Here is a 15438-nt window from a genome sequence, read left to right as displayed (position 1 = left end):
TTGAAAGAATAGCGCCCATCCTGAGAAAATCGGGATGGGCGCCGTGTAAAATGGTAGGGGATCAGGAGGTAGCCAGGGAGTGACCCAAACGCACCTTCCGCATCATCTCCTTAGCGGTATCCACCGTGGAGTAGTCGGGAATGGTGACATAGGCCTTCTGGTTGGGAATGGAGTAGGTGTAATCGCTGGACCCGGTGCCGGACACATAGTAGCTGTTGATGGTCCATGCTCCGCCGTTGGACAGCTGGCTGCGCACCAAAGTGCCGACGAGGTCATAGGGGACCGAGGTGACGAAGCTGTTCTGAGCGGCGTTCATGAGAGAATTATAGTTGGTGAGGATTTCGGGGGACATGGCCTTCTGAATGACGGCGGTGATGACCTGCATCTGATGGATGCCGCGCTGATAATCACCGTTGGGGAAGGCGTATCGCTCTCGGACGTAAGCCAAAGCTTTGGCACCGTCCATGTAGTTGATACCCTGGTTAAAGTGGTAAGAGCCTGTATCAAATTCGTACTGAGAATTCACTTCGATGCCGCCCAGAGCGTCAATGATATCCTCAAAGCCGGTAAAGTTGACCCGGAAGTAGTAGTCGATATCGATATCATAGAACTGGGCCAGGGTGTCCTTGCTGACATCAATGCCGTAAATACCTGCATGGGTGAGTTTGTCGGGGAGATCGCCCTCATCGGCAATGGACAGAGGTACATAGTAGTCACGAGGAGTGGAAAGCAAAAGTACTTGACGGGTGTTGGGGTTGACGGTGGCAATGATATTCACGTCGCTGCGGCCTGTGGCTAGCACATCGCTGCTGCGGGAGTCGCTGCCGCTGATGTAGACGGTAAAGACCTCGTCGTCCTCCTCCGGGTCTTTGGAGTGCTCCGGCAGAGGTACCGGGGAAGGCGTATCTGTATCATCTTCGCTGGTGACAGAGATGGTGCGTACTTCCCGAATCTTGGTATCTAAATCCTGGTAGCCGTCCAGTTCAGAGAGCATGTCCAAATAGGCACGGTTGATGAGCATGACATTGATGTCTGAGTTCAGTAGGGCGTCTACCAGCTCCGAGGCAGAGGCGTAGGACTTGGTGTTGGCGGTGACGTAGAACTCGTCCTGAATCTTGAGCAGGGCCGCCTTGGTGTTGTGGGGGTCCAACTCCTCCAGTACACCGAACCGCTCCCGCAACAAGTCCGACAGTTCCCGCTGGTCGTCAATTCGGACACACACCACCATCTCAGCGGTTTCCACACCACCGGAGGTAATGTTTTTCAGGGCATTGACGGTAATCTGAGCATAGTAGATGCCGACAGCAAAAGCAGCCGATAGGATGAGAGCCAGTATGGTAGCTATGGTGCGGCGGACCTTGGTGGGGTGGAGAAGGCTCAAAAGCCAGACCAGCAGCAGCAAGATCACCACCGTACCGATGAGGACTCCAGTGAGCAGCGGTGTGAGCATCTTACTGGTGATGGCGACAAACACAAGCGCAAGAGAGAGGAGCGTGAATAGCACCAAAAAGATACGGTTGATGATGCAGCTTACCTCTTGGTTTTCAGAGCGAGAAAAAAATCGCTGATTCATAGTATTGTCATCCCCTTGTGTATATATTTGTGGTGTAGAACAGGGAAGCGAAAGTAGTTTGGATCATTATAGTATAAAATTGGTCAAATCGCAATGCCGGGTGGAGAATTTAAGGTAAACTCCCCAAAAATAGGTACTGGGAATTGACAGTTGTGGGGCGTGAAGCGTATACTAATAACCGATAAAGATATAAAATGTCTAGAAATTCGGTAGGAAAACGAGAAAATGATAGAGAAATGAGAGATGGATATGAATCTGCACAAGCTTTGGCGTATGCTGGTGATTGCGGTGATGGATGCTCTATTGCTGGGAGCGTCAGCTGGACTGGCCATGTTGGTCCGATTTGATTTCGCCCTTAGCCAAGTGCCTCCAGAGTATCTGGACAAAATGGGGTATTGTCTACTGGTACAGATCGTGGTTACCATTGCTGTATTTGCGTGGCGGCGCATGTACCAGTATGTGTGGCGCAGCATCAATGTGCTAGACGTAACACAGATGTGTGTGTCAGTGCTGATTGCGTATGCTGTGAGTTTTGTATGCTGTAGTTTTATACAGCTGCCGCTGTCCCGCAGCATTTGGTTTTTGATGCTGATCTTCCAACTGGTGTTTTTGGTGGGAATGCGTTGCTCGCTGCGATTTTTCCTGGTATGCTATCATTTCTTTCGGTCACACGGGCCAGATGGACAGCGCATTATGCTGATTGGAGCCGGGCAAGCAGGGCAAATTCTAGCCCGTGAACTGCGTCAAAGCAGCCGGGTAGAGGGAAAACTGTGCTGCGTCATTGACGACAATCCCAGAATTCACGGAAAATATATAGACGGTGTGCGCGTTGTAGGGGGACGAGATAAGATTGAGTCTGCGGTAAAGCAGTACGGCATTACTCAGATTATTTTTGCTATCCCTACCATTGAGCCGGACCAGAAGTCTGAAATTCTCAATATCTGTAAAATGACTGGTTGTCGTCTTCGAGTGCTCCCTGGCCTTTACCAGATGCTCAACGGTGAGGTTAGCCTTTCCGCCGTGAAGGATGTTCAGGTAGAGGACCTGTTGGGACGCACTCCGGTGCAGCTGAACAAAGCGGTGGTATCCGACTTCCTGGAGGACAAGGTGGTCATGGTGACCGGTGGCGGTGGGTCCATCGGCAGTGAGCTGTGTCGGCAAATCGCCACCTGTCATCCTCGACGCCTCATCATTTTGGATATCTACGAAAATAATGCCTATGATATTCAGCAGGAGCTAAAGCGACTGTATGGGGTAAAACTGGATTTGAGAGTGGAAATTTGTTCGATCCGAGACAAAAGACGCATCTATCAGATTTTTGATCGATATCACCCGGATGTGGTGTTCCACGCTGCAGCTCATAAGCATGTGCCTTTGATGGAGGACTGTCCGGATGAGGCCATCAAGAACAACGTTTTTGGTACCTATCATGTGGTGCGTGCTGCCGAGAAGTATGGCGTGAAGAAGTTTGTAATGATTTCCACCGACAAGGCGGTGAATCCCACTAATCTGATGGGGGCCACCAAGCGATTCTGTGAGATGATTTTGCAGAGCAAGCGTGCAAGTCAAACAGAGTACTGTGCAGTGCGCTTTGGAAACGTCTTGGGCTCCAACGGCTCCGTGATTCCCCTTTTTAAACGGCAGATTGCCAATGGTGGACCAGTAACCATTACGGATAAACGGATCATCCGCTACTTTATGACCATTCCTGAGGCAGCCATGTTGGTGCTGGAGGCTGGCGCTATGGCCAAACAGAGCCAGATTTTCGTGCTGGATATGGGACAGCCGGTGAAAATTCTCACGCTGGCGGAAAATCTCATTCGCCTGTCTGGCCTGGAGCCCTATAAAGACATTGAAATCAAGGAAATTGGCCTGCGACCTGGTGAGAAATTATACGAGGAGCTTTTGATGAAAAGCGAGCATTTGCTCACCACGGAAAACAAAAAAATATTTGTGGAAGAGCAGCAAGTGATTTCGGGCTATGAAATTCGGTGCGGGTTGAAGTCTCTGGATAACTTTGTCTCTGCCCAGCGGCCCAAAGAGGAATTAGTGGCTTTGATGCGGTACCTGGTGCCCACCTATCGAGACCCGGAAGAGGTGAACCGTGAGGCAGTTCAGCGGCTGGGCGAGCCAAGTGGACAACAGGTCGGATAGTCAAAGAATAAATAGCGTGTTGAGTAGGAATTCCCTGCAAATAGAATCAACCGATTTGGATGGTTTTCGCAATTGCCTGGGGGAGTAGAGTGAGTGAAAACAGATATGATAGATATTCATGTACATATTTTGCCGGGGATAGATGATGGAGCATCCAATTGGAATGAGGCTGTGCATATGGCACAGATGGCAGTGGACGGAGGCGTGTCTGCCATGATTGTTACGCCGCATTGTAATATGAGATACCAGAATTTCTACACGCCAGATTTGATTGAGCACAAACGCCACTTCCAGAACATGCTCCGAGAATACCAGATTCCTTTAAAACTGTACTTTGGAATGGAGATTATGGGAAGCTATGATGTGGGTCAACAGCTGAGAGCAGGTAGGCTGGCGACCTTGAATGATTCCCGCTATCCTCTGGTAGAGTTCCATTTTACGGGAAGTGGGCAGGAAGAGACTGAGATTCTTGACTCGATTCTGCGGCATGGTTATCGTCCCATCGTGGCGCATCCTGAACGCTACCTCTATGTACAGGAGCAGCCAGAGCTCCTAAACACTTGGGGGGAAATGGGATGTTTATTTCAAATTAACCGGGGCAGTTTGCTGGGGCGGTTTGGACAGCGCGCAGAGGAACTCTCTTATTCTATGGTGGACCGAGGGTATGCGGATGTGGTTGCCAGCGACGCCCATTCAGCGACCCAGAGAACTCCGTGGATGGCAGATGTACGAGAGATGCTGGAGGAGGAATTTTCCCAGGAGGTGGCGTATACATTGCTGGAGAAGAATCCAAGGAGAATTCTGGAGGACCGAGATATGCCCAAGAGAATGGTAAATTGGTTTTAAAGAACAGAACTTACACAAGAGCCAGGGAAACCGGTGCATGCACTTGGTTCCCCTGGCTCGTTTCAACTGGGACCGATCATGGTCAAACCCGTACGATGTAGTTTCCCTTGCGGGGCGCGGCTTCCTTCACTCCTCCTGGGGCGCGATAGCCCAGAACGCAGTTTCCGATGCCCTCATAGTGCTCCGGAATCCCCCATTCACGCAGCAGAGCTTTGCCCTCGTCACTGGCGAACATCTCCTTGGCCCGGAAGATGTAGCAGGAGTCCACCCCCACAGCCTGAGCGGCGTTCATCAGGTTTCCCATGACCAGGGCACCGTCGTAGAGATAGGTGGGGCGCTGGGTGTCTGCCAGAACCACGAGGACGCAGGGAGCGCCGTAAAAGGGGTCCATGTCCCGGCCCATGATGGCGGCATTCATTTTGGACAGTTTGGCCACCAGCTCCGGCTTCTGTACCACCACAATCACCGGGGACTGCATGCCCATACCCGTGGGGGCGTAGGTGCCCGCCTCCAGAATGGCATTGAGCTGCTCCTCCTTGACCTGCTGGGGGAGAAAGCTCCGGCAGCTGCGTCGCTCTTTCAAATCTTGTAAGGTCTCTTTCATCACGCATGCCTCCTAGTAAAATTGCTCTAGCTTCATTATATCACTGAAAATCAGAAATTCTAGTACAGGAAAAGAGAAAACAGGACTCCGCCTTTGTTCGGCGGAGCCCTGTGGGAGATTACTTCACGGCAATGGCCTCAATTTCAAACAGGCCGCCCTTGGGCAGGGCACCAGCCTGCACGCAGGAGCGGGCAGGGGGATTCTCCGTGAAGTAGGTGGCGTAGACCTCGTTGATGGCGGCGAAGTCGTTGATGTCTGCCAGGAATACAGTGGTCTTCACCACGTGGGAGTAGTCCATCCCGGCGGCCTGGAGCACAGCGCCCAGATTCTCCAGTGCCTGCTTGGCCTGGGCCACAACGCCTTCAGGCAAGACGCCGGTCTCGGGGATCAGGCCCAGCTGTCCAGAGGTATACAGGGTATCGCCGCACAGCATCGCGTGGCAGTAGGGCCCCACAGCGGCGGGGGCATGGGCGGCGTGAATGGTTTGATGGTTCACAACAGATCACTCCTTGTTTCATTGGTGAGATGGTTGTTAAAACGCAGCGGCATCTATGCCAGTATACAAGAGAATAGGTAATTAGGCAAGGGCAGGAGGCCTGAGAAACATATTGTACTTCTTGATTTGTTATGATACACTGGAGTAAATATTATAGGAATGCTTCGAGCCAGTGTTTCTAAGGGTTATGTGCCTATGAAGCGCTGGCCAGGGTCATGCTGGAAACGGAATGGCCTTCCGTGTTTGAAAAGAAGCTGCTCCAGCCCCAGTCCCAGTCCCTTTCGGAAAGAAAGGGGCTTGTGTGTCGTGCTTTTGGAGGAGTGCTGTCTTTTCAGATGGCACTCCTTTTTTGATTGGAGGTAATCCCCATGAAACTCGTTGAAACCCGTCAGGCGGTGGGCCATGTGCTGTGCCATGACCTGACCCAGATCATCCCCGGTGTCACCAAGGATGCCCGGTTCCGCAAGGGACATATCGTCACCCCAGAAGACATCCCTGTGCTACTGTCTATGGGGAAGGAGCACCTCTACGTGTGGGAGCAGCAAGAGGGAATGCTCCATGAAAATGAGGCGGCGGAGCGTTTGTGTCGGCTGTGCCGCAATGAGCATATGACCACCACCCCAGTAAAGGAGGGGAAAATCGAGTTACTGGCAGACTGCGACGGCCTGTTCCAGGTGGATGTGGACCGGCTGGAGACCATCAATGACGATGATGCCATCATCATCGCCACTCGCCACACCAATACCCCGGTGCACCGTGGGGACAAGCTGGCAGGTACCCGCATTATCCCTCTGGTCATCGAGGAGGAGCGGCTACGCCGAGTGGAAGAGGGGGCGGGAGATACTCCCATTCTATCTCTGACTCCCTGGAAGGTACGCACTTGCGGGGTGATCACCACAGGCAGCGAGGTGGCCAAGGGGCTGGTCCAGGACAGCTTTACCCCGGTGGTGAAGGAGAAACTGGCCGCCTACGGCATCACCGTCACCCACCACTGTCTGCCAGGCGATGATCGGGCCGCCATCACCGCTGCCGCCTTAGACTTCCACGCCAAAGGTGTGGATATGATTCTGTGCACCGGGGGCATGAGCGTGGACCCTGACGACAAGACTCCCGGCGCCATCAAGGACACTGGAGCGAAGATCATCTCCTACGGTGCCCCGGTACTCCCTGGTGCTATGTTCCTGCTGGGGTATTTCCAGGATGGAACCCCCATTTTGGGCCTGCCTGGGTGTGTGATGTACGCCAAGGCCACCATCTTTGACCGGGTGCTCCCCCGCATTGCCGCAGGACTGCCCATTGACCGCCGGGACATCAAGAAAATGGGCCACGGCGGGCTGTGTTTGGGCTGTGCCCAGTGCCACTATCCCATCTGTCCCTTTGGCACAGGACTGTGAGGGGATAGGATGCGGGAACGCATTTCATTGGAGGAGGCCTGGGCGCTGATCACGGCCTCGCTCCGTCCTCTGGGGGAGGAGCGGGTGGACCTGGACCACGCTTTAGACCGGACGTTGAGCCGGGATGTGTGGTCCTCCATAGACCAGCCCCCCTTTGACCGCTCACCCTTGGACGGCTACGCCCTGCAAAGCCAGGATGTCCATGGGGCATGTCCAGAGCACCCGGTTTCTCTCCGTGTGGTGGAGCGGGTGTGTGCCGGAGAGGTGCCCCACCAAAGCGTCACCCCGGGCACCGCCGTGCGCATTATGACCGGGGCCCCGTTGCCCCAGGGGTGCGACTGTGTGGTGCGCCAGGAGGACACCGACCTGGGAGAGAAAGCGGTGCAGGTCTATGCCTCCGTGGGGGCCTATCAGAACTTTATTGGGCGGGGGGAGGATTACACCGCCGGGACCTGTCTGCTCTCTGCTGGAACCCGGTTAGACGCCGCCGCTCTGGGCCTATTGGCCAGTGCTGGGTGTGATCGGGTGAGGGTGTATCGCCGCCCCCGGGTGACTCTGCTGGTTACGGGGGACGAGGTGGTGCCGCCCCAGGTACACCCGCTCCCGCCGGGAAAAATCTACACCGCTAACTCCCATCTGCTCTCCGCCCGGCTGCGCCAGTTAGGGGTAGAAGTGGTGACCTGTGCCACTGTGGGGGACGACCCCCAGGAGACGGCCCAGCAGATGAGAGGGTTGTTGGAGCACTGCGATTGCCTCATTACCACCGGCGGGGTGTCGGTGGGGGAGCGGGATGTGCTCCACCAGGCCCTGCCCATGGCCGGGGCACAGCAAGTGTTTTGGCGGGTGCAGGTGAAGCCGGGCACCCCGGCCATGTATTCTCTGGTGGAGGGAAAACCCGTTTTGTCCCTGTCCGGCAATCCCTTTGCCGCGGTTGCCACCTTTGAGCTGTTGGGGCGACCCATGCTCCACGCCTTGTGCCTTGCACCTCAATTTGAGCTTGAGACACGCCGGGCGGTGCTGGACACCCCCTTTGACCGCCCCAGCGGTATGCGCCGATTTTTGCGTGGGACGTATCAGGACGGGCATGTGAGACTGCCTCAGGACCATTCCTCTGGGTCGCTGCGCTCCCTGGTGGGGTGCAACTGCCTGCTGGAGGCGCCCGCTGGAAGCCAAAACTTGCAGGCAGGGGAGAAATACACCGTCTATCTGTGAATCCGGGAGGAAGATACCATGGAACCCCAATTCAATCACTTTGACAGCGACGGCAACGCCATTATGGTGGATGTCTCAGAAAAACAGCCCACCTTGCGTACCGCTGTGGCAGAGGGCACCATCCGGGTCTCCCAGGAGGTGCTGGAGGCCATATCCGGCGGCACCGCCGCCAAAGGGGACGTGCTGGGAGTGGCCCGGGTGGCGGGAATTATGGCCGCCAAGCGCACCAGCGACCTCATCCCCCTGTGCCATCCCCTGGCGCTGAGTCACGTCAGCGTGGACTTTGAGCTGATGCCCCAGCAAAGCGCCGTGAAGGCCCGGTGTACCGCCAAGCTTACCGGAAAGACTGGAGTGGAGATGGAGGCCCTCACCGGGGTCAGTGTGGCCCTGCTCACCATCTACGACATGTGCAAGGCCATGGATAAGAGTATGGAGCTGGGGGACATCCACCTGGTGCACAAAGAGGGGGGCAAGTCGGGGGTATATGAGCGTGGCCAGTAAGCCCACAGTGGTGGCGGTGTCCGGGGTGAAAAACTCCGGAAAAACCACCCTTATTACCGCCATGCTCCCCTACTTTCATCGGGCTGGGGTACAGGTGGCGGTGATCAAGCATGACGGCCACACTTTTCCCCCCGACCCGCCAAACACGGACACGGGACGATACCTCCAGGCTGGGGCTATGGGGGCCGCCATTTACGACGGGGAGACCACCAAAGTGATCTGGCGTCAGACGCCAGACCTGCCTGGGCTGTTGGAGCTCTTTCCCCAGGCCGACCTCATTCTACTGGAAGGGGGGAAGCACAGCCCCTGGCCCAAGCTGGAGCTGGTGCGGGCGGGCAACTCCGCCCAGTCGGTGTGCGACCCTGCCACCTTGCTGGCCTTGGTCACGGACACCACGCTGTGTCTGCCGGGGATACCCACCCTGTCCCTCAATGACCCGGCGGGGGTGGCGGACTTTTTGATGAAATACCTGGAGAGGGGGCGGAGCACATGAGAGACCAGTATGGGCGGGACATCTGTTATCTGCGCATCTCGGTCACCGATCGGTGCAACCTGCGGTGTGTGTACTGTATGCCGGAGGAGGGGGTGGCGTGGATGCCCCACAGCCAGATCCTCACCTATGAGCAGATCACCCAGGTGGTGGAGGCGGCGTCCCGTTTGGGCGTGCGCCACATCCGCCTCACCGGAGGAGAGCCCTTGGTGCGCCCCCAGCTGTACCGCCTGGTGGAGGTGGTCAAAGGGGTAGCGGGGATTGAATCAGTATCCCTCACCACCAATGGGGTGCTGTTGGCCCAGCAGCTGTCCCAGCTGCGCCTGGCGGGGCTGGACGGGGTGAACTTGAGCTTGGACACCCTGGACCCTCAGCAGTTTGCAGCCATCACCCGCCGGGAGGGGCTGCTGCCCCAGGTCTTGGAAGGGCTGGAGGCTGCGGCAGGTACCCCCGGTTTGACCGTGAAAGTGAACTGTGTTCCCACCCAGTTCAATGAGGACCAGGTGGTGCCTCTGGCCAGATTGGCCCAGGAGCGGGAGATCTCCGTGCGGTTCATTGAGCTGATGCCCATCGGACTGGGGCGGGACCGCCACGGACTGACCCAGGAGCAGGTGATGGAGCGGTTGACCGATGCCTTCGGCACTCCCGTGCCCTGTGCCCGTCCCAAGGGAGCGGGACCTGGGGCGTATGTCACCTTCTCCGGGTTTGCAGGACGGGTGGGATTTATCAGTGCATTGAGCCACCAGTTTTGCCACCAGTGTAACCGGGTGCGTTTGACCGCCGATGGTCACTTGAAAACCTGCCTGCAATATCAGGACGAGGTGGACCTGAAGCCGTATCTGGCGGAGGGTGTCTCCCCCACGGCGTTGGAGGGGGCTCTGGAACAGGCCATGTACCACAAACCCGCCGGGCACCACTTTTCCACCCAGACCCAGGCGGGAGACGAGAAACACAACATGAACCAAATAGGAGGATGAGGCCCATGGGACAAGTGATGGCTGTGTGTATCAGCGAGAAGAAGGGGACCCAGAAGAAAAATGTGAACACCGCCACCTTTGTGGAGAACTGGGGCATCCAGGGGGACGCCCACGCCGGGAAGTGGCATCGACAGGTGTCTCTTCTGTCCCATGAGCAGGTGGAGGCCTTTCGGGCCCGGGGCGCTGTGGTGGACCACGGGGCCTTTGGAGAGAACCTGGTGGTGTCGGGCTTTGACTTCAAAACCCTGCCCATTGGCACCAAGTTCCGGTGTGGGAACGTGGTGCTGGAGCTGACCCAGGTGGGGAAGGAGTGCCACGCCCACTGCGAAATTTACAAAGTCATGGGGGACTGCATCATGCCCCGGGAGGGGGTATTCACCCGGGTGCTCCACGGGGGGACCATCTCTGTGGGGGATGCGCTGACCATCTGGGAGGGAGAAGCATGAGAGTTGCCATTTTGACCCTCAGTGATTCCGGTTATGCCGGGACACGGGAGGACCAGAGCGGGCCCCTCATTGCCCGCATGGTGGAGCAAGAGGGACACCATGTAGTGTATACCAAGCTGCTCCCTGACGGGATCGAGCCCTTGTACACCACCCTGTGCCAGCTGTGCGACGAGAACCGTGCAGACCTCATTCTCACCACCGGGGGCACTGGATTTTCCCCCCGGGACCTGACCCCAGAGGCCACCGCCCAGGCCATTCAGCGCCCCTCCCCGGGGATAGCCGAGGGAATGCGCTACCACTCCCTGCAAATCACTCCCAAGGCCATGCTCAGCCGTGCCACGGCGGGCATCCGAGCCCAGACCCTGATTGTGAATCTGCCGGGCAGTCCCAAGGCGGTGGGGGAGTGCCTGGAGTACATTCTGCCGCCTCTGGCCCACGGGCTGGAAATTTTGACAGGGCAGAGTGGAAACTGTGCCCGAACGGAGGAGAGAACATGAAACGGAAGCCACTGGTATGCGCATGCCTCATGAGCGCCCTGTTGCTGCCCATGTGGGGCTGCCACTCCACGCCCACCACCTCAGAGCAGACGGAGGTGGTGGTATTTGCCGCTGCCTCTTTGGAATCTGCCCTGACCCAGATTGCCCAGACCTATGAGGCCCAGCATGAGGATGTCAAGCTCACCTTTACCTTTGACTCCTCTGGGACCTTAAAGACCCAGATTGAGGAGGGGGCGGTGTGTGACCTGTTCCTCTCGGCGGCCCAGAAGCAGATGAATCAGCTGGACAGCCAGGACACCACCGGGGCCAACACCGACGGCCTGGATTTTGTCTACTCGGACACCCGCATCGACTTGCTGGAAAATCAGGTGGTGCTGGCGGTGCCCCCGGAGAACCCCGGCAAGATCAACTCCTTTACCGACCTTGCGTCCGGGGACGATCTGCTGTGCATTGGCAACGATGACGTGCCGGTGGGAGCCTACTCTCTGGAGATTTTGGACTACCTGGGCTACTCTCTGGACCAGCTGGAGGACCAGGGCAAGGTGACCTACGCCTCCAACGTCTCGGAGGTGGCCCGCCAGGTACAGGAGGGGATGGTGGACGCCGGAATGGTGTATGCCACCGATGCCAGCACCTATGGCCTCAACGTGGTGGATGCCGCCACGCCGGAGATGTGCCAGCAGGTGATCTATCCCGCCGCTGTGATGAAGAGCGGACAGGCGGACAGCTATGACGCAGCAGAGGATTTTCTCACCTATCTCTACACCAATGAGGAGGCCATTTCTGTCTGGAAGGATGTGGGCTTCACCCTGATCGCCCAAGGGGAGAACTGATGGACCTGTATCCACTCTTCAACTCTCTGCGCATTGCCGCCCTGTCCACCGTCCTCATCTTCTTTGTGGGCCTGTGGGCAGCCCAGGTGATCTCCCGGTGCCATCCGGTGGTGAAGGGGGTTCTGGACGTGGTGCTCACCCTGCCCCTGGTGCTGCCCCCCACGGTGGTGGGGTATCTGCTGCTGTGCCTGTTGGGACCCAACGGGGCAGTGGGGAGTGTGGTGGCCCGCTTGCTGGATGTGCGCCTGACCATGGTGTGGTATGCGGGGGTGTTTTCCTCGGCGGTGGTGGCCTTCCCCCTGATGTACCGCACCGCCCGGGGCGCCTTTGAGAGCTATGATACCACCCTTACCGATGCCGCCCGGACCTTGGGGCGGGGAAATGTGTGGATCTTCTGGCACATTCAGCTGCCCTGTTGCCGCCAGGGTATTTTGGCGGGGACGGTGCTGGCCTTTGCCCGGGCTCTGGGGGAGTACGGAGCCACCTCTATGATCGCAGGGTATACCCCAGGAAAGACCGCCACCATCTCCACCACAGTCTACCAGTTTTGGCGCACGGGTAACGATACTATGGCGCTGCGCTGGGTGCTGGTGAATCTGGCCATCTCTGGGGTGGTGCTGCTGGCCATCAATCTGTTGGAGCGCAAGGAGAGGTGACGGACATGTCCCTGATGGTAGACATCGAAAAACAGCTGGGGAAGTTTCGGCTCCGGGTCTCCTTTACTGCCCCTTTGGAGGAGGTGACCGGACTGCTGGGTGCCTCAGGCAGCGGCAAGACGGTGACACTGCGGTGTATTGCCGGACTGCTCACCCCGGACGCAGGACACATCGAACTAGACGGTCGAGTGCTGTTTGACCACAAACAGGGGGTGAACCTGCCGCCCCAGCAGCGGAAGGTGGGGTATCTCTTCCAGCAGTACGCCCTGTTCCCCCATTACACCGTGGAGCAGAACATCGCCGTGGCTACCCGGGACCGAATGGCGGTGGAGGAGCTGCTACGCCGCTTTCAGTTGCAGGAGCACCGACACAAGCGCCCCCGTCAGCTCTCAGGGGGACAGCAGCAGCGGGTGGCCCTGGCCCGGATTCTGGCCGCCCAGCCCCAGGTGCTGCTGCTGGATGAACCTTTTTCAGCCCTAGACACCCATCTGAGAGGGGAGATTCAGGGGGAGCTATCCCGGTTTCTGGAGCAGTTCTCCGGCCCCTGCCTTTTGGTCACCCACAGCAGGGATGAGGTGCGGCGGATGTGCCATCAGGTGTGTGTGGTCCACCACGGGGCCTCCCAGCCCATGCAGACCACAGAGGCGTTTTTCAACCATCCCCGCACCTTGTCGGCCTGCCGCCTCATGGGCTGCCCTAACATTTCCCCGCTGGAGCATCGGGGGAATGGAGTGGCGTATGCCACAGCCTGGGGACTACCAGTGCAGGTGCCCCAGAATGCCGCCTATGTGGCCATTCAGCCCCACCACATCCGTCTGGTGGATGGCCCCGGGGACCATCGGCTATTCTGTCGCTGCACCCAGGTGGACCAGGGGCCCTTCTCGGTATCGGTGTTCCTGGCATGTGGAGATGGAGCGCTGCAAATGGAGGTGTCCAACTGGGATTGGCAGGCAGTAGACCATGCCCAGGGGGTGTGGATTGAGCTGCCACCCTCCCAATTGCTCCCTCTGACAGATGAATGAAGATGCGAAAACCGCCCCGGCTCTTGAGAAACGAGAGCCGGGGCGGTTGTTGTCATGGGGATGGGGCTTATTTGCTGTACAGCCGGAGGCCCACCAGGGCGCAGCCGTCCAAGTAGGGAATGTGGTGCTCCTGGAGGTAGGCCAGCAGGGCCTCGTCGGAAGCGCCGGGCTGGATGAGCACGCAGCGGAAGGGCTTTTTGCACTCCTGGAGCAGGTTCAGACCCTTGGTGGGGTGGATGCACAGGTCGATGACATCAATGTCGTCCGGGATGTCGTTGAGGGAGGCCAGCTCCTTGCCCACAGGATAGACGGTGTAGCCCTTCTCCAGAAGGGCGTGCTTGATCTTATAGGCGTATTTTTCCGGGTTGAGGGTATCGCCCAAAACGGCGAAGCGAGACAGGGCCATGATTTCCTTGAGTTCCATGAAGATACCTCCTTTTGTCTGATGGTAGGGGTGAGGTCAGCGGATGGAGTGAAATTGGGGCTTTCTCTGGCGATAGGTACACACATAGCGGTAGCCCAGGTGTTGGAGCATCTGGGCGGCCTCTTGGAAGCCGGCGCCGATGAACTGGGGGCGGTGGGCATCCGAGCCCAAAGTGAGGATTTCGCCCCCCAGCTCCCGGTAGCGGGTGAGCAGGGGCAGCCACTGGCGGACGGTGGTGCCCTGGGTGGTGTTCAATTCGATGCCCTTGCCGCTGTGGATGACCCGGCGGAGAATCTCGTCCAGCCGGTCCTGCCAGGGGTCCAGGGTGAGGTGAAAGTCCGGGGAGAAGTAGCGCAGGGGATAGATGATATGGCCCAGCACGTCAAAGGTGCCGTCCTCCGCCAGCTCCTCCATCTGCCGGATGTAGTCCTCCAAAACGGAATTGGCCCGCTGGGGGTCGGTGCAGGACTTGGCATAGGTGAAAATACCGATGCCCCCCAGGTCCAGGCTCACGGAGTGGAGGGAGCCGATGACAAAGTCCAGCTCGGGAAAGTCCAGACAGGCCTGGACGGCGGCGGTGTCCACGGTGCTGTTGCCCAGCTCGATGCCCACCCGCACCTCCACCCGGTGGGCCCAGTCGTCTTTGAGCGCTGCCCACTGATTCAGTACGGCATCAAAGTCGTAGTGAGTGGGAAGGCGTTCTCCCCGCTGGTTTAAGAGGTTCCAGTGCTCGGTCATGCACAGTTCGGGAATCCCCGCCTGACAGGCGGCGTTGAGGTTTTCCCACAGCTGGGATTTGGAGTCGCCGGACAGGTGGGTGTGGGTATGGTAGTCAGCCAAATAAGATGGCATACAGTGACCTTCTTTCTGTAGCTCGTGAAATGTTATGGTTCTTGCTTTTAGTATACCGGAATTTTGCAAAAGAGAAAAGGAGAATGTCATGGAAAAATATATTATGTGGAAATAGAACAGTTTGGCCCAGGTAAACGGAGGGTATGGGGATAAAATCACTAGAAATGGTCTGGGTGCAAAATTCCCCTTTTCGTTTGCCTGCCTGCCATGTATAATAGAGATAATTGCATAAACCACATGTGTGATCTGTGATCGGGCAGATTGAAAAGGGAAACAGGTGCAAAACCTGTGCGGAGCCGCCGCTGTAATGGAAGAGTGCTGGCCAATATGTCACTGGAAACGGAAGTTTCTGGGAAGACGGCCAGGGCGATGAGGCCAGAGCCAGAAGACCTGCATATGATGGGACCAAGGTGCGCCCAAGGCGATGGGCGGGCCTTCCTTTTGTGTTGCCTGAAAGCGGC

The 15438-nt window shown here is 57.4% G+C and carries 17 protein-coding genes and 2 riboswitches; of the genes, 12 read left to right on the top strand and 5 right to left on the bottom strand.

Features of this window, described 5'->3' with window-relative positions:
- Nucleotides 1-61 precede the first annotated feature (61 nt).
- A complete protein-coding gene (locus B5F98_RS06900) occupies nucleotides 62-1573 on the bottom strand; it encodes an LCP family protein (RefSeq protein WP_087370755.1) in 1512 nt (503 codons plus the stop codon).
- Between the two features lie 243 nt (nucleotides 1574-1816).
- Between B5F98_RS06900 and B5F98_RS06895 the strand changes: the two genes are divergently transcribed.
- Complete coding sequence (locus tag B5F98_RS06895) at nucleotides 1817-3727, top strand: nucleoside-diphosphate sugar epimerase/dehydratase (RefSeq protein WP_087370752.1); 1911 nt, start codon at nucleotides 1817-1819, stop codon at nucleotides 3725-3727.
- Between the two features lie 93 nt (nucleotides 3728-3820).
- Complete coding sequence (locus B5F98_RS06890; RefSeq protein WP_143482755.1) at nucleotides 3821-4573, top strand: CpsB/CapC family capsule biosynthesis tyrosine phosphatase; 753 nt, start codon at nucleotides 3821-3823, stop codon at nucleotides 4571-4573.
- A gap of 82 nt (nucleotides 4574-4655) precedes the next feature.
- Here the strand turns inward: B5F98_RS06890 and B5F98_RS06885 are convergent, their stop codons facing one another.
- Together B5F98_RS06885 and B5F98_RS06880 are read right to left on the bottom strand one after the other, a co-directional pair.
- Nucleotides 4656-5177: a nitroreductase gene (locus B5F98_RS06885; protein ID WP_087228571.1), complete on the bottom strand. Its 522-nt coding sequence runs from the start codon at nucleotides 5175-5177 to the stop codon at nucleotides 4656-4658.
- Nucleotides 5178-5295: 118 nt separating this feature from the next.
- Entirely contained in the window at nucleotides 5296-5673 is a 378-nt protein-coding gene (locus B5F98_RS06880) for a RidA family protein (protein WP_087370747.1), read from the bottom strand.
- A 150-nt stretch (nucleotides 5674-5823) separates the two neighbouring features.
- A riboswitch (molybdenum cofactor riboswitch) is annotated at nucleotides 5824-5943 on the top strand.
- A 98-nt stretch (nucleotides 5944-6041) separates the two neighbouring features.
- On the opposite strand from B5F98_RS06880, the gene B5F98_RS06875 reads away from it, so the two are divergent.
- The 10 genes from B5F98_RS06875 to B5F98_RS06830 are packed head-to-tail and all read left to right on the top strand — an operon-like array spanning nucleotide 6042 to nucleotide 13701.
- The gene (locus B5F98_RS06875; RefSeq protein ID WP_087370744.1) at nucleotides 6042-7067 is read left to right on the top strand and encodes a molybdopterin-binding protein; all 1026 of its coding nucleotides are present in this window, start codon (nucleotides 6042-6044) and stop codon (nucleotides 7065-7067) included.
- Nucleotides 7068-7076: 9 nt separating this feature from the next.
- Entirely contained in the window at nucleotides 7077-8279 is a 1203-nt protein-coding gene (gene glp / locus B5F98_RS06870; protein ID WP_087370741.1) for a gephyrin-like molybdotransferase Glp, read from the top strand.
- 18 nt (nucleotides 8280-8297) lie between these two features.
- The gene (moaC, locus tag B5F98_RS06865) at nucleotides 8298-8780 is read left to right on the top strand and encodes a cyclic pyranopterin monophosphate synthase MoaC (RefSeq protein ID WP_087370739.1); all 483 of its coding nucleotides are present in this window, start codon (nucleotides 8298-8300) and stop codon (nucleotides 8778-8780) included.
- Nucleotides 8764-9273 carry a molybdopterin-guanine dinucleotide biosynthesis protein B gene (gene mobB, locus B5F98_RS06860; protein ID WP_087370734.1) on the top strand — a complete coding sequence of 170 codons (510 nt, stop codon included), beginning with the start codon at nucleotides 8764-8766 and terminating at the stop codon, nucleotides 9271-9273. The genes moaC and mobB overlap by 17 nt, the downstream gene beginning before the upstream one ends.
- Entirely contained in the window at nucleotides 9270-10247 is a 978-nt protein-coding gene (moaA, locus tag B5F98_RS06855) for a GTP 3',8-cyclase MoaA (RefSeq protein ID WP_087370731.1), read from the top strand. Before mobB ends, moaA begins: the two co-directional genes overlap by 4 nt.
- Nucleotides 10248-10252: 5 nt before the next feature.
- Nucleotides 10253-10693 (top strand): MOSC domain-containing protein, encoded by a 441-nt coding sequence (locus tag B5F98_RS06850; RefSeq protein ID WP_087370728.1) that lies wholly within the window; start codon nucleotides 10253-10255, stop codon nucleotides 10691-10693.
- Complete coding sequence (locus tag B5F98_RS06845; protein WP_087370724.1) at nucleotides 10690-11190, top strand: MogA/MoaB family molybdenum cofactor biosynthesis protein; 501 nt, start codon at nucleotides 10690-10692, stop codon at nucleotides 11188-11190. The genes B5F98_RS06850 and B5F98_RS06845 overlap by 4 nt, the downstream gene beginning before the upstream one ends.
- A gap of 29 nt (nucleotides 11191-11219) precedes the next feature.
- Entirely contained in the window at nucleotides 11220-12023 is an 804-nt protein-coding gene (gene modA / locus B5F98_RS06840; RefSeq protein WP_242961618.1) for a molybdate ABC transporter substrate-binding protein, read from the top strand.
- The gene (gene modB, locus B5F98_RS06835) at nucleotides 12023-12679 is read left to right on the top strand and encodes a molybdate ABC transporter permease subunit (RefSeq protein WP_087370718.1); all 657 of its coding nucleotides are present in this window, start codon (nucleotides 12023-12025) and stop codon (nucleotides 12677-12679) included. The genes modA and modB overlap by 1 nt, the downstream gene beginning before the upstream one ends.
- A 5-nt stretch (nucleotides 12680-12684) precedes the next feature.
- Nucleotides 12685-13701: an ATP-binding cassette domain-containing protein gene (locus B5F98_RS06830; protein WP_087370716.1), complete on the top strand. Its 1017-nt coding sequence runs from the start codon at nucleotides 12685-12687 to the stop codon at nucleotides 13699-13701.
- 67 nt (nucleotides 13702-13768) lie between these two features.
- Here B5F98_RS06830 and B5F98_RS06825 read toward each other — a convergent pair whose 3' ends face one another.
- Together B5F98_RS06825 and B5F98_RS06820 are read right to left on the bottom strand one after the other, a co-directional pair.
- Nucleotides 13769-14125, bottom strand: coding sequence for a CoA-binding protein (locus B5F98_RS06825; RefSeq protein ID WP_087228547.1), 357 nt, complete (start codon nucleotides 14123-14125; stop codon nucleotides 13769-13771).
- A 36-nt stretch (nucleotides 14126-14161) separates the two neighbouring features.
- Nucleotides 14162-14977 (bottom strand): histidinol-phosphatase HisJ family protein, encoded by an 816-nt coding sequence (locus B5F98_RS06820; RefSeq protein WP_158099809.1) that lies wholly within the window; start codon nucleotides 14975-14977, stop codon nucleotides 14162-14164.
- A 222-nt stretch (nucleotides 14978-15199) separates the two neighbouring features.
- Nucleotides 15200-15390: riboswitch (cobalamin riboswitch) on the top strand.
- Nucleotides 15391-15438 lie beyond the last annotated feature (48 nt).

The sequence above is a fragment of the Pseudoflavonifractor sp. An44 genome (assembly GCF_002161675.1).
In the GTDB taxonomy this organism is placed as follows: Bacteria; Bacillota; Clostridia; order Oscillospirales; family Oscillospiraceae; genus Enterenecus; species Enterenecus faecium.
The sequence above is the reverse complement of the archived record's forward strand: the minus strand, read 5'-3'. Positions and strand labels throughout refer to the sequence as shown.

Coding starts and splice junctions, on each gene's coding strand:
- B5F98_RS06900 (WP_087370755.1), bottom strand. CDS start 1,573: ATGAATCAGCGATTTTTTTCTCGCTCTGAAAACCAAGAGGTAAGCTGC.
- B5F98_RS06895 (WP_087370752.1), top strand. CDS start 1,817: ATGGATATGAATCTGCACAAGCTTTGGCGTATGCTGGTGATTGCGGTG.
- B5F98_RS06885 (WP_087228571.1), bottom strand. CDS start 5,177: ATGAAAGAGACCTTACAAGATTTGAAAGAGCGACGCAGCTGCCGGAGC.
- B5F98_RS06875 (WP_087370744.1), top strand. CDS start 6,042: ATGAAACTCGTTGAAACCCGTCAGGCGGTGGGCCATGTGCTGTGCCAT.
- glp (WP_087370741.1), top strand. CDS start 7,077: ATGCGGGAACGCATTTCATTGGAGGAGGCCTGGGCGCTGATCACGGCC.
- moaC (WP_087370739.1), top strand. CDS start 8,298: ATGGAACCCCAATTCAATCACTTTGACAGCGACGGCAACGCCATTATG.
- mobB (WP_087370734.1), top strand. CDS start 8,764: ATGAGCGTGGCCAGTAAGCCCACAGTGGTGGCGGTGTCCGGGGTGAAA.
- moaA (WP_087370731.1), top strand. CDS start 9,270: ATGAGAGACCAGTATGGGCGGGACATCTGTTATCTGCGCATCTCGGTC.
- B5F98_RS06850 (WP_087370728.1), top strand. CDS start 10,253: ATGGGACAAGTGATGGCTGTGTGTATCAGCGAGAAGAAGGGGACCCAG.
- B5F98_RS06845 (WP_087370724.1), top strand. CDS start 10,690: ATGAGAGTTGCCATTTTGACCCTCAGTGATTCCGGTTATGCCGGGACA.
- modA (WP_242961618.1), top strand. CDS start 11,220: ATGAGCGCCCTGTTGCTGCCCATGTGGGGCTGCCACTCCACGCCCACC.
- modB (WP_087370718.1), top strand. CDS start 12,023: ATGGACCTGTATCCACTCTTCAACTCTCTGCGCATTGCCGCCCTGTCC.
- B5F98_RS06830 (WP_087370716.1), top strand. CDS start 12,685: ATGTCCCTGATGGTAGACATCGAAAAACAGCTGGGGAAGTTTCGGCTC.
- B5F98_RS06825 (WP_087228547.1), bottom strand. CDS start 14,125: ATGGAACTCAAGGAAATCATGGCCCTGTCTCGCTTCGCCGTTTTGGGC.
- B5F98_RS06820 (WP_158099809.1), bottom strand. CDS start 14,977: ATGCCATCTTATTTGGCTGACTACCATACCCACACCCACCTGTCCGGC.